We start from the raw sequence: 13838 nt of genomic DNA on the forward strand, positions 1-13838 counted from the left end.
TTTAAGCCGCTCCCTCTGTTTTGCGCTGCAGCAAACGCTGCCACAGAATAATCGATACGAGTGTAATCAGCGCAGCGTAAACCATGAGGAACTTACTGGTCTTGGCCGGCTCGGCATTCGGCACGTCTCCCCGTGCCGCCCGCGCCTCCGCCGCCTTGCGCGCACGGTCGGCATCGGTCATCTCGGAGCCGTCCTCATTGTGCTCATGCCCATGCGCCGCATCCAGTGCTTCCTTCAATGAGATGCCCGCACCGCCGCCGGCAAACATCAGTGAATACGCTCCGCGCGTCACCACTTCGTCGCCGGGAAACAAGCCGGAAGTCACTTCAACATAACGGTCATTACTTTCGCCCAAAATGACAGGTACCCGCACAAAGGCATTGTCCAAATCGAAGTCGGTTACAAACACCACGCGATTCGAAGGATCGCCCTGCACCGCCTCGCGCGGCACAGCGATCACATCCTCACGCTCTTGCAACACCACCGAAAACTCCGCCCGCATACCGGGGCGCAAGCGTCCCTCAGAATTGGGGATTTCAAAGATGCCCTCCACCGTGCCCGACTCACGATCGGCATTCACTCCGAAACGCTTCAAGCGGCCCTCTATCATCATATCGCCCAAGGCAGGCACTCGAATGTGCGCCTTCGAGCCAACCGCGACACCCGCCGCTTCCTGTTCGGGGATGCGCGCCACCGCCCACATCACTGAACGATCGGAGATGTCCATTAACTCCGAATCCGGCTCGACCGGCTGCCCTAGACGTATGTGAGAAGTCACTACTAGCCCGTCTTGCGGCGCCAGCAAATCGATCGCGGGGGGCGGATCCCCTAACTGACGGGTCTCAATACGAGCGACCACCTCACCTTTTTTAACGTAGTCGCCCTCAAAGAAATGAATCGCCTTCACCCGCCCGGCGACCCGCGTGGACAGCACCGCACGATGCGAGGGCAACTCCTCGATCCGCCCGATCGCAAAGACCGTGGTCGAAAAATTTCGATAGTCCGCCTCCTCGGTCAGGATGCGTAAATTCCGCACCCCGCTCTCATCCAGGATCACGGTATTGGCTGCGCGATTGGATGCCTGCAGCAGCGGAAAAAAAGAGATCAGTGCGCCCGCCCAGCAGGCCGCTTTTGTGTAAAATGTATTCATTATATTATAATCCGGCTAGCTCGACATCAGTGGCGGCAGACCAACGAATTTTAGATTTTTTAAGTTCACTCAGCACCTCGATTTGAGTGGATTGAATTTTGAGCTGTTGCTCCTGACTTTGAAACAATTCGGGCAGACTAATCTGACCATTGGTGTAGGCCGTCTGCATGGCCGCGGCATTGCGGTCTAGCACTGCCCGCAATTGCGTTTCATATTTCTCGGCCTGATGATATAGCTCACTGGCGAGCTCAGATTGTAGCTTTGCTTCAATTTGCAACTTCGAAGCGATCGACTGTAGGCGCCACTGCATTTCATTGCGGGCCGCACGACTCGCCGCGATATTGCCCTGATTACGATCATGCAGCGGCAGCGGCACCGAGATCCCCAGTCCAAAAGAACGGCCACGCCCCAGCCCCTCGGGCGCATCCATACTGCGCTCCTCTTTATAAAAGATTTGAACAGCCACATCGGCCCACCGCTCAGCGCGTGCACTGGCGATGCGGCCTTCCGCTAGTTCTAAAAGTAGTTGCCGCAAGCGATAGCTCGGATGTTGTTCCAATCGCGTTTGACTAAACTCTGGAAAACTCGGCGCCTGCGTCGGCATGGCTAGCGGAGTGCTAAGCTCAAACTCGTAGTCCGCCGGCATCCCCATCAACTCATTCAGCGCAGCGCGGTCTACAATCAATTGATGCTCCAAGTGATGCGCCTCTTGCTCGGTCACATACAAGGCCATCTGCAACTGGTCGACTTCCACCGTCGATGCCTCACCGGTCTGCACGCGCGACTCGATAAACTTAAGGAAATTTCGATTCAGCTCAGTCAACTGCGAGCGCAGCGCCCACTCCGCCTGCGTGGTGGCCAGCGTCACCACCGCCAGTCGCACTTGCAACTTAAGCTCACGCATCTGCTCCTCGATCTCGGCGCGCGCGACTTCGATTTCTTTCTGAGCGAGTGCCCGCTCCAGCTTCAGGCGATTTGTAACCGGGAAGCGCTGCGTAAAGGCAAGTCCGAAGTTCTGCTCGCCCTCATCGTTAAAGGCCTGATCGCCCTGATAGCTCAAGCCCAGCTCCGGATTGCTCAGTCGGCCCGCTTGCAATAAGCGCCCCTCTGCCTGTGCCACCACGGCTTGTGCCGCCAGCAACAAGGGCTGGTTTTCCAGCGCCAATTGCACGGCTTGTTCCGAACTCAGCTGAACTTTTGATTGTGCGGACAGCTCTCCTGCCCCGATCAATAACGCAACGCAAAGCAACGCGCGCATAAAATAAAATTTTGAATACATACGATTCCTGATACTGTTGATTAAACAGTGCCGCCAAATTCCGTAGAACTGGGGTCGACACCACAGAGCCACCGCGATGGCCAAAGTGAACACACTTTGGAGTCACATCCAACGGACAGCCGTTAAACGGGTATCAGGAAATCTCAGACGCGCAGAACCGTCGTCTGCAGATAATATTCAGTCAGCCAAGCCGACTCAGGCAGTGACTCAAAGACCCGCGGTCCCGGGCATTGGAACACCAGTGAGCGCGAGGGCTCAGGTGCTCGTAGGCAATCAATGAAAATAGCCAACAAGACCAGCGATTCAGCCGAACTAACATCCGACTTAAACCTCACAACAGGCAGCAGCTCCGCCGGTAATTCGATATCGATACAGCACTCTCCAGTCGCCAGACAAGCATCCGCTTGATTTGGCAGGCAGTGATCCGTCACACAAGAAGAAGCTGCGGCAGCTGCCGCAGCAGCCGCAAGTTCTTCGTTCACCTCTTCCGCGTGCAGTTCTTCCGCATGCAGTTCTTCCGCATGCAGTTCGAGGTCTTGATGAATGCACAGCAGTAAGCCTCCAAACGCCCCAAAGAGAGCGTTCCAAGCGAACAGGCTAATCAGCCCAACTATGCCTAATTTCATTTTCACGACCTAGTTAGTGAGAGCTCAGACAAGTAAAACTGTCAATCTATTTAAGATTTCTTAGTTTATGCGTCGCCTCTGTCAATCGCCTGCGATTGGCTCTTTGGCATGGCCACTTTTCAATCACTGGGACTCTCGCAAGCACTCACCGCCGAACTTGCGCGAATCCAAATCCACACGCCCTCAGACATACAAGCGCAAGCCTGCCCACCGCTCAGCGAGCGGTGTGACGCATGGCTCAGCGCCCCTACCGGGAGTGGTAAAACGCTGGCCTACTTACTGCCCTTGCTGAATCAAATCGAGGTCGACACGACAGACTTGCAGGTAGTGGTCCTAGCCCCCACCCAAGAACTCGCGGTGCAAATCCACGACTGTATTCGACAATTGGACGCGACTGGTAATCTCGCCATTCGTAGCCAGCTCTTAATCGGCAATGCATCTGCGAAACGTCAAAAAGAAAAGCTGAAACAAAAGCCCCACATCGTCGTCGGCTCCTGCGGCCGCATGCTGGAACTCGGCCGCATTGGCAAACTGAAGCTGCACAAATGCCGCGCAGTCTGTATCGACGAGGCCGACAACCTACTGGCCGAAGATCACATCGAAGACTTAGAAGCTTTGCTCAAAATGATGCCCCGCGACCGCCAGCTCGTGTTCGCCTCCGCCACCGAAAAGAGCGACACCTTTCGTATCGCCGAATCGCTAGGCAAAGCGGTGCAATGGATTCGCGGCCAAGCCATCGTCTCGGAAGTCGAAGTGGAGCACTTTTACATCGAGTCCAGCTTTCACCGCAAGACCGACACCTTGGGCAAGCTACTGCGACACTTGCAAGCGGCGCGCGCGCTCATTTTTACTCATCGCAATATCACCGCCGAAGAAATCGGCGAAGGGCTGGAGAAATACGAGCTAGGCCACACGGTGCTGCATGGCGGCATGAGTAAATTCGACCGCCAGATGGCGCTCAAACAATTCCGCAAAGGCACAGCCACAGTATTGATCGCCTCCGATATCGCCGCCCGCGGCTTAGACATCAAGGGTCTCACTCACATCATAAACTTCGACCTCCCCACGCTGTCCGACGACTATATCCACCGCGCAGGGCGCACAGGCCGCATGGGCGCCGCGGGCATGGCGATCTCCATCGTAACCGAAGAAGATGCCAAACTCGTCCAACGCTACGAGCGCGACCTACACATCACCGTGCAAGCGATCGACTTGTAAAGCGATCCCGGGTGCGCATAATTTTATGTGATAAGACGCACCCGATCTTTCATCGCAATTCACCAATTGGCACGAATAGTGATGTTGAGCGAGACTCAGTAATACACCCAGCAAAAGTATTGACCACAATCGTAATGAAGAAAACTCCACACAGCCTTAAACGCCTACTCATCAGCTCTGCCGCAGTCGCCGCCAGCCTACAAATTTTGACTGGCTGCGTGACGCATGCCCCGGAGCGCATCTCCGACCAAAGCACTCAAGCGGTGCTCTGGTTGCAAAACTCAGGCGAGTATCAGGCGCTCTGCTATCAGGCATTCAACGCCGCCAAAGACGCCGTCGACCAAGCAAAGGCTAGCCAAACTAAACCCTGGGCCGTGGTCGTCGACCTGGACGAGACTATGCTCGACAACAGCCCCTATGCCGCGTGGCTCTTACACAATCAAGACAGCTATGCTTCCGCGACTTGGGCCGCATGGTGTGAGGCCGCCGAGGCCCCCGCCATTCCGGGCGCGCTGGAGTTTGCAAAACACGTGATCGCGCAAGGCGGCGCACTTTTCTATGTGTCCAATCGCTCCGATGAGGTCTTCGACGCAACCGTCAAGAACCTGCAAGCGCTCGGCTTCCCCGAGCCCACTGCCAGCCGTGTATTCTTAAAAACGGACACATCCAACAAACAAGCTCGCTTCCAAAAAGTCACCGACGCCGGTTACGAGATCGTCCTAATGATCGGCGACAATCTCAACGACTTCCCCGAAATCGGCACCTGGCACCAAGCCAACGAGCCGCGCAATCAAGCCACCGCGAGCTACCAATCCGCATTCGGACAACGCTTCATCGTATTACCCAACCCCTCCTACGGGGATTGGGAAGCCGGCATGGCTGCGGACTATCACGCACTCAGCGCTAAAGAAAAACTGCAAGTGCGCCGTGAAAGCCTGCAAGCCTGGTCAGGCAGCGCTGAATAAAACGCGGCGTATCGCTACCTAGGAAAGCCTACGGCTCAAGCAAGCAAATCCAGCTTGCTTGCTTGAGCCGGATCGCACTAGCTCTCAGATCCAGCGCAATCACGCTGAATCAATTGCTGATACGCACGATAGGATGCCTTCGGAATGCGCTCCAAGGTATCAAAGTTACAGAAAATCAGCCCAAAGCGCATATCGTAGCCGCGCGTCCATTCAAAGTTGTCCATCAAAGTCCAACAGAAGTAGCCCTGCACATTGACGCCATCTTCGTCGCGTGCTTTTTTCAGTTCCTCGGTGTAACTCTCGATAAATTTCGCACGGAAATGATCCTCAACCGCTGTGCTTGGATCGTTGTCCTCGACGGAGCAGCCGTTCTCCGTGACATAAATAGGCAAACCATTATAACGTTGCTCGATCCAGTTGAGCATTTTGCGTAAGCCCCAAGGCACTACATACCAACCCATACTGGTGGTTGGCCAAGCGGGATCCGCGCTCAAATGCACACATTGATCCGCATCCATGCCTCCATTGCCATTCTCAGCGGCCACGCCATTCTCATCCACATCTGCACGTGACGCATAGTGTGTCGTGTAATGATTCAGCCCCAAGAAGTCTGCCGAGCCCTTGAGAAGTTCACTTTGCTCCGGAGTAAATTTCGGCAAGCGATCCCCCACCCGCTCTCGCATGATGGCAGGGTAATCACCAAAAACGACCGGATCGGTGAACCAACCGTAAAAGAATTCCAGCGCTTCCTGCGCCGCAGCTTGATCTTCGGGTGCATCTGTCAAGGGCTCACGAAAATCACAATTGTTGGCGATACCGATTTGGCCCGCATACCCGCCATCGCGAAATGCCTTAGCAGCCAGACCGTGCGCCAACATTAAATTATGCGCAGCCAAATAGGGCTCCGTCACCGAAGTGCGGCCAGGTGCAAAAACACCGGAACCGTGCCCCAGCACTGCAGTGCACCAGCTCTCATTAAAAGTCATCCATTTCTTCACACGGTCACCAAAAGCATTAAAGCACACCTGCGCATACTCAGCAAAGGCTTCCGCCGTGGAATAACTAAGCCAGCCATCGTTCTCCATCTGTAAGGTCAGCGGCAAATCCCAATGGTAAAGAGTCACAAAGGGAGTGATCCCCTTAGCCAGTAGACCATCGATCAGACGATTGTAAAAATCAATGCCCGCCTGATTCACCTCACCACGCCCCTGTGGCAGGATGCGCGCCCAACTGATCGAGAAGCGGTAGCCACGAACGCCCAGTTGCTCAATTAAATCGATATCTTCCTCGTAGCGATGGTAATGATCGCAGGCCACATCGGCCGTGTCCCCATTCTTGATCTTGCCAGGCGTATGGCTAAACGCATCCCAGACATTCAGACCTTTGCCATCTTCCAACCAAGCACCCTCGACTTGATGTGCCGCAGTCGCGACGCCCCATGTAAATTCTTTTTGACTCATTTATTTTTATGCTGCGAACAACGAACGCCATCCACACATCATACAGGCAAGCATTGTGGAATATACGCTCGGCTCTGGAATAATAGATATTAGAATGCCGCCCCAGTAAGCATAAGCTGTATGATTGGCTGCGTCTAATTCAACATTTAAAGTTAATCGAACTCACCAGTTTCTCCACTCGATCTTGCTAGAGAAGATGGTGCTCTTTGCTGTATGCAGGAAGAAGATGATTCTGATTGATTAAATGATTTAGGATCTATACTTGCCCTCGCTCCTATGCCTAATGCACACAGCTTTCGCCCCTTCTCTCGATTGCGCTTGCTCGTCACTTTCATTTTCCCACCCTTACGGTCTTATGCGTTCAAACGAGATTCCTTGCTCAACTTCGCCGGAACGCCCCCCGAGATCCAACAACAGCTCCAATAAAAACCATCAACTAATCATCTACGGCCCCAACAAACATGCCATCTGAAGCCGATACACGCGCAAACTACATCGATCCGGCACTCAAGGAGGCGCAATGGGATTCACACACAATCACACGTGAATATTACTTCACAGCAGGCCGCAAGTTAGCTGGCGGCGCGCGCGGCAGTCGCTGTTTTGTCGACTATCTCTTACATAAGAACAATCAGCATCTCGCGATTGTTGAGGCGAAGAAGGAATCAGAACACCCCACCAAAGGCCTACAGCAGGCGATTAGTTACGCTCAAAAGCTAAATATCCGCTTCGTCTACTCTTCCAACGGACTGCAAATCTATGAATTGGATCTACTGACGAGCCATGGCGCGTTCGTCGACCGCTACCCCACTCCCGACGAGCTGCTACAACGCTACGAAGGCAAGGCGACCGACATTTCACGTCTGCTGCGCAACACTCCCTTTCAGCTAGAAAGCGGTAAAACTCCGTATTATTACCAAGAACTTGCCGTGCATGCGGCCACCGACGCCATAGGTCAGGGCACCAACAACATCCTGCTCACCCTCGCCACTGGCACGGGTAAGACCTTCATCGCCTTCCAGATCGTCCATAAACTCTTTCAAGCTCGCTGGAACCGCACCGAAGTCGGCACCCGCCGCCCGCGCATTCTATTTCTAGCCGACCGCAACGTATTGGCCGACCAGGCAATCAACACCTTCAATCCCTACGACAGCGATCTGATCAAAATCGACGGTGAGGAAGTCCGCCGTCGCAATGGCAAGGTGCCGACCAATGCACACATCTTCTTCGCGATCTATCAGGCGATTGCCGAGCGTGAGAACATCGACGGCTACTATAAGGCCTATCCACCCGAGTTCTTCGACCTCGTCATCATCGACGAGTGCCACCGCGGCGGAGCGAAGCAAGATGGCTCATGGCGGGCAATCCTCGACCACTTTAGCCCAGCGATACACCTCGGCCTCACCGCCACTCCCAAGCGCACCGACAATGTCGACACCTACGACTACTTCGGCGACCCCGTCTACGAATATTCCCTCAAAGATGGCATCAATGACGGCTACCTCACTCCGTATCAGGTCAAACGCGTGCGGACCAACCTCGATGAACTGGTCCTGACCGACGGTGACCTCATCTTAAAGGGCGAGGCCAAGAAAGACCTCTACGAGTCCAGCGACTACGACAAGACCATCATTGCCAACGAACGCACCGAGCTAGTGGCCAAAGCCATCCTCGACAACATCAACCCGCTCGAAAAGACGATCATCTTCTGTGTGAACCAGAATCACGCCCTCAACATGCGGGACATGATCAATAAGCACAAAACCATCACCGACCCGCTTTACTGTGTCCGCGTGACCAGCGACGAAGGCAAAATCGGCCGCGACTTGCTGGAACGCTTTCAAGACAACGACAAGGACATCCCCACCCTCCTGACCTCTTCACAAATGCTGACCACAGGCGTCGACGCCCGCAACGTGCGTAACATCGTGCTGGATCGCAACATCGGCTCGATGGTCGAGTTCAAGCAAATCGTCGGTCGTGGCACCCGTATCTTCGAAGGCAAAGACCACTTCACCATTATCGACTTCCGCGGGGCATCCAATCTCTTCTACGATCCCGAATGGGATGGCCCGATTGACGAGCCCGAACCTGGCGGTGTCAAAGAACCACCGCCAGGTGGTGGTAAAGGCGGCGGAGGTGACGGCGGTGGCACGCCCCCGGAGCCACCCGAAGAGACACTGACCGTGCAGCTTAGCCCAACGCGCACACTCAAGGTAATCGATGTAGAAATTCGCTATATTGACGAGAATGGCCGCCCCATGTCCGCGCAGCAGTTCCTAGAGCGACTCATGCTCAAACTGCCCGATCTGTTCTCCAGTCTGGACGAACTACGCCAGCGCTGGGCCAACCCCGACGAGCGTGAAGTGCTCCTGCTACAACTCGGCGAAGCGGGCTTCGATAGCACACAACTGAACACCCTGCGCACCATGTTTCATGCGGAAGCCTGCGACATCTTCGACCTGCTCGCCTTCCTCACGCACGAGACGCCGATGCACACCCGCGCCGAACGCGCAGCCAAAACCCGCGAGACCTCCACACTGTTTGAGCGCTACGACCAAGCCGCCGCTCAAGCCTTCCTTGAGTTCATACTCGAAAGATACGAACGCACTGGAACCGTCGAACTCTCGCGCAAGAGCCTCGCCAATCTTGTGCAACTCGCAGGCCAAGGCACCATCACTCAACTGAGCCAATCCTTCGGCGGCAGCGCCAAAGATCTGCTCCAAGCCTTTATCGATCTACAACACGAACTCTATCATTGCGTCTAATTCGAGCGACCGCTCCCATCGACTGAGCACATGCCTGAAAGCCAACATCTAGAATATAAGCGCGAGCTGTCGGACTCCTTAGAAAAAGAAGTCATCGCCTTTTTGAACCATCGCGACGGCGGCCAAATCCATCTCGGCATCGACGATGCCGGGCAAGTGCTCGGCCTATCCGATCCAGATGGTGATCAGCTCAAGATCAAAGACCGCCTCAAGCAAAACATACAACCGTCCTGCCTCGGCCTCTTTGATGTCCTCTTAGAAGAAAGCCCCGCAGGCACATGGATTCGGCTCATCGTCGCCAGCGGTTCCGAAAAACCCTACTATTTACGCAAACAAGGCATGAGCCCCCGCGGCTGTTTCATTCGTATCGGCAGCGCCGCCGAGCCTATGCCCGAGCGAATGATCGAGCAACTCTTTGCCACCCGCACTCGCAACTCAATCGGTCGTATCCGCGCCCCGCGCCAAGACCTCAGCTTTGCCCAACTCAAAATCTACTACGAAGCCGTCGACCGCCCGCTAGGTGCTAAATTCGCCACCAATTTGGAGTTAATCACCGAAGACGGCGACTACAACTACGCCGCCTATCTGCTCGCCGATCACAACAATACCTCGATCAAAGTCGCCCGCTATGCAGGCACTGACCGCGTTGACCTGATCGAAAGCGAAGAGTTCGGCAACTGCTGCTTGGTCAAAGCCACCAAGCAAGTGCTCGACCGTCTCACCGTGGCCAATCGCACACTCACACGGATCACCGCAAAAGAACGGATCGAAACACGCCTCTTCAATCCCGTCGCACTACGCGAAGCCGTCATCAACGCGATCATCCATAACAACTACAGCTACGATGGCGTGCCGAAATTTGAACTCTTCGACGACCGCCTCGAAATCACCTCGACCGGCGGCATCCCGCAAGAACTCACCGAAGAGGAATTCTTCGAAGGCTACTCCATGCCACGCAATAAAGAGCTCATGCGTATTTTCCGCGACCTGGAAATGGTCGAATACCTAGGTTCCGGCATTCCCCGCATCCTACAAGCCTACACCAAACAAGCCTTCCGCTTCACCGAAAACTTCACCCGCATGTGCTTTCCAAGCGCAGAAACCCCGACAGTCGCTACGTCGGGGAAAGCGTCGGGAAATGACTCTACCCCGCAAGCTACCCCCCAAGCTGCCCCCCAAGCTGCCCCCCAAGCTACCCCCCAAGTTCGCAGCTTGCTCACAGTCCTCACGAAGCCGCTCTCGATTTCGGAAATACTCGAATTACTCGGCAAATCCGATCGTAGAAATGTGCGCATCCATTACGTCCAAGCAGCGATCAAGCTGGGCTTGGTTGAACCCACCCTCCCCGACAAACCGAAAAGTCCGCTACAAAAATACCAACTGACTCCCGCCGGCATCGCATTACAGCAGCAACTAAATTAGCGCTCCCCACTTCCCACTTCCCACTTTCCACTTTCCAACCATGTCCTTACAGCAAAAAATCAACCGCATCACCGACATCCTTCGGCGTGACGATGGCATCTCGGGTGCCATGCACTACACCGAGCAGACCTCGTGGATTCTCTTTCTCAAATTTCTCGACGACTACGAAAACGAAAAGGCCAACGAAGCCATCCTCTCCGGCGCGGACTACACGCCGACGCTCGACGACGACCACCGCTGGAGCGTCTGGGCCTGCCCCAAGGATGCCAACGAGCAGATCGACCACCTGCAAGCCAAGTCGGGCGACGACCTGACCGGCTACGTCAACGACGAGCTCTTCCCCTACCTGCGCAAGTTCAATAACAACACGCAGAACACCCGCTCGATGGCTTACAAGATCGGCGCGGCTTTCACTCACCTCGACAACAAGATCGCCTCGGGCCACACCTTGCGCGAAGTGCTCGACATCGTCGACTCGCTCAATTTCCAGTCCGACGCCGAACTCTTCGAACTCTCGCAAGTGTATGAAGGCCTGCTGCAAAACATGGGCGACGCCGGCGGCTACGCGGGCGAGTTCTACACCCCGCGCGCCGTGATTCGTGCCATCGTTGAAGTCATTGATCCCAAAGCGGGACAAACGATCTACGACGCCGCCGCGGGCTCTTGCGGCTTCTTGATCGATGCCTTTGAGCACATCAAAAAGACACGCCAGCAGCTCACCGCCAATCAATGGGACTTCGTGGTGAAAGACAGCTTCTTCGGCTTCGAAAAAACCTCGTTGGCTTACGTGATGGGCATGATGAATATGATCCTGCACGGCATCGAGAGCCCCAATCTCTTTCGCGCCAATACCTTGACGCAAAACATCCGCGACATTCAGGAGCAGGACCGCTACGACGTGATTCTCGCCAACCCGCCCTTCGGCGGCAAAGAGAACCCACAGATTCAGCAGAACTTCCCGATCCAGAGCAACGCCACTGAATTGCTCTTCTTGCAGCATTTCATGAAGACCCTCAAGTCCGGCGGCCAAGCGGCCATCGTCGTGCCCGAGGGCGTGCTCTTTCAGACCAACGCCGCCTTCGCCAGCGTGAAGCAGCAACTACTGGAAGATTTCAACCTGCACACCATCCTCAGCCTGCCCGCTGGCGTCTTTCTGCCTTACTCAGGGGTGAAGACCAACGTCATCATTTTTGAGCGCAAAGGCGGCACCCAAGACGTCTGGTTCTACGAGTGCGAGCCCGCGCAAAAGCTGACCAAAAACAAACCGATCACCGACGCCCACCTGCAAGAGTTCGTCGAACTGTATCAAACCCGCGCCACCACCGACCGCTCCTGGACGGTGCCCGCCGCCGAACTAAAAAAAGACTACGACCTTTCCGCCAAGAATCCCGCCAAACAAGTCGACATCGAGCACCAGACCCCCAGCGCCATTTTAGCCGATATTCAAAAGACCCACGCCGCCACCGCCGACCTCATCGCGGAACTCGAAACCCTCATCACCCCCGCATAAACATGGCACAGGAATTATACGAACTGCCGCAGGGATGGGAGTGGAAAACGCTACAAGAACTAGGAAAGTTCTCAGCAGGTGGAACACCTTCTAAATCAAATCCAGATTTCTGGGGCGGCGATCAGCTGTGGATTACGCCAAAAGATATGAAGAGTGAAAAGCTCCGTGATTCTCAATTGAAAATTACGGATACGGCCATAGACAAATCTTCCGCTAAACTAATCCCAGCAGGATCAATACTGATCGTAGCACGAAGTGGAATTTTAAGGCACACGCTTCCCGTTTGTATTAACGAAATCGAGGCAACGGTGAATCAAGATATCAAGGTATTCATCCCTTCAAAAAAGATAACATCTGCTTTCTGTCAGAAAATGCTAATTGGCCATGAGCCAATGATTTTGAGAGATCTGGTCAAAGGGGGCGTCACAGTTGAGAGCTTAAAATATCAAGAATTTCAAAACCACCCGTTCCCCGTCCCGCCGCTAGCGGAGCAGGAACGGATCGTCGCGAAATTGGATGCGCTGTTCAGCCGCATCGACCAAGCCATCGCCCAACTCCAACACACCCAAGCCCAAACCAAAGCCCTCTTAAATTCTGGAAGCAAGCACAGCTTCGATGAGCTTTCAAAAAGACATGGTAGTTCAAAACTTTCGAGTGTAGTCAAAATTAATAGCGGCATCGCACTACCAAAGATCTTTAAGAATTGGGAAGGGACTGGCGACCTTCCCTTTTACAAGGTCGCTCAAATGAATAACGACACACGAATAATGCGTAATCCAGAGATTACTTTTAGCAGTAATATAGGATTAAAGAATCGAATTAAATTATTCCCAGCAGGCAGTGTATTAATCCCCAAAAGAGGAGGAGCAATTCTCACAAATAAAAAACGATTGCTGCTAGAAGAAGCCTCATATGACAGCAATATTATGGGATTAAAAGCGGACGAAAGTATACTTACAGACGAATATCTTTTTCAGTTCATGTTATCACTTGATCTAAGCGACTTCATCGACACGAGCACTATTCCACAGATAAATAATAAGCATATAGATCGAATGCAAATCCCCGTCCCACCCCTAGCCGAACAAAGCAAGATCGTCGCGCAGCTCGACGCGATTTCGGAGCGCACCCAAGCACTGACCGCCGCCACCAGCGCCCAGCTCGAAAAGCTCGGGGCTCTGAAAGCCTCCCTGCTCGACGCCGCCTTTCGCGGGCAGTTGTGAACCTTTTTTAAATGGATGACTTCAGCGCATGGGAGCTTGCTTCAGCGACATGGTTGCTGGCTTTGATTGGCCTGTGCTTCTACTTCAAAGCTATCCGCGAGGCTGCTCTTGCGGTCATCAAAGTCATATTCAGGGGACGACTGCGACAATGGGCACTGCTCATGGTGGCCTACGTCATACTTGTCTGTTTTGCCTAGAAACAAATCGGCCTGTGGGA

At 54.2% G+C, this 13838-nt stretch carries 11 protein-coding genes; 7 read left to right on the forward strand and 4 right to left on the reverse strand.

Going from position 1 to position 13838, the window contains the following annotated elements; translation table 11 throughout:
* Window position 1: 1 nt before the first annotated feature.
* The 3 genes from QEH52_RS00265 to QEH52_RS00275 form a co-directional block, all read right to left on the reverse strand.
* Window positions 2–1150 carry an efflux RND transporter periplasmic adaptor subunit gene (locus tag QEH52_RS00265; protein ID WP_308947889.1) on the reverse strand — a complete coding sequence of 383 codons (1149 nt, stop codon included), beginning with the start codon at window positions 1148–1150 and terminating at the stop codon, window positions 2–4.
* 4 nt (window positions 1151–1154) lie between these two features.
* Window positions 1155–2429, reverse strand: coding sequence for a TolC family protein (locus QEH52_RS00270; protein ID WP_308947890.1), 1275 nt, complete (start codon window positions 2427–2429; stop codon window positions 1155–1157).
* Window positions 2430–2572: 143 nt separating this feature from the next.
* Window positions 2573–3055: a hypothetical protein gene (locus QEH52_RS00275; protein ID WP_308947891.1), complete on the reverse strand. Its 483-nt coding sequence runs from the start codon at window positions 3053–3055 to the stop codon at window positions 2573–2575.
* 108 nt (window positions 3056–3163) lie between these two features.
* On the opposite strand from QEH52_RS00275, the gene QEH52_RS00280 reads away from it, so the two are divergent.
* Together QEH52_RS00280 and QEH52_RS00285 are read left to right on the forward strand one after the other, a co-directional pair.
* Window positions 3164–4273, forward strand: a complete 1110-nt coding sequence (locus QEH52_RS00280) for a DEAD/DEAH box helicase (RefSeq protein WP_308947892.1) — start codon at window positions 3164–3166, stop codon at window positions 4271–4273.
* 134 nt (window positions 4274–4407) lie between these two features.
* Complete coding sequence (locus QEH52_RS00285) at window positions 4408–5238, forward strand: 5'-nucleotidase, lipoprotein e(P4) family (protein WP_308947893.1); 831 nt, start codon at window positions 4408–4410, stop codon at window positions 5236–5238.
* A 77-nt stretch (window positions 5239–5315) separates the two neighbouring features.
* Here the strand turns inward: QEH52_RS00285 and QEH52_RS00290 are convergent, their stop codons facing one another.
* Window positions 5316–6698 carry a GH1 family beta-glucosidase gene (locus tag QEH52_RS00290; protein WP_308947894.1) on the reverse strand — a complete coding sequence of 461 codons (1383 nt, stop codon included), beginning with the start codon at window positions 6696–6698 and terminating at the stop codon, window positions 5316–5318.
* 461 nt (window positions 6699–7159) lie between these two features.
* Between QEH52_RS00290 and hsdR the strand changes: the two genes are divergently transcribed.
* From hsdR to QEH52_RS00315, 5 genes are read left to right on the forward strand one after another with little or no spacing between them, the layout of a single operon-like run.
* Window positions 7160–9466 carry an EcoAI/FtnUII family type I restriction enzme subunit R gene (gene hsdR, locus QEH52_RS00295; RefSeq protein WP_308947895.1) on the forward strand — a complete coding sequence of 769 codons (2307 nt, stop codon included), beginning with the start codon at window positions 7160–7162 and terminating at the stop codon, window positions 9464–9466.
* Window positions 9467–9496: 30 nt separating this feature from the next.
* On the forward strand, window positions 9497–10888 hold the full coding sequence (locus QEH52_RS00300) for an RNA-binding domain-containing protein (protein ID WP_308947896.1): 1392 nt from the start codon (window positions 9497–9499) through the stop codon (window positions 10886–10888).
* 40 nt (window positions 10889–10928) lie between these two features.
* The gene (locus tag QEH52_RS00305; protein ID WP_308947897.1) at window positions 10929–12398 is read left to right on the forward strand and encodes a class I SAM-dependent DNA methyltransferase; all 1470 of its coding nucleotides are present in this window, start codon (window positions 10929–10931) and stop codon (window positions 12396–12398) included.
* Between the two features lie 2 nt (window positions 12399–12400).
* On the forward strand, window positions 12401–13621 hold the full coding sequence (locus QEH52_RS00310) for a restriction endonuclease subunit S (protein ID WP_308947898.1): 1221 nt from the start codon (window positions 12401–12403) through the stop codon (window positions 13619–13621).
* 11 nt (window positions 13622–13632) lie between these two features.
* Window positions 13633–13818 (forward strand): hypothetical protein, encoded by a 186-nt coding sequence (locus tag QEH52_RS00315; RefSeq protein WP_308947899.1) that lies wholly within the window; start codon window positions 13633–13635, stop codon window positions 13816–13818.
* The last annotated feature ends 20 nt before the right edge of the window (window positions 13819–13838 follow it).

The organism is Thalassobacterium maritimum (assembly GCF_031127805.1).
Taxonomy (GTDB): Bacteria; Verrucomicrobiota; Verrucomicrobiia; order Opitutales; family Coraliomargaritaceae; genus Thalassobacterium; species Thalassobacterium maritimum.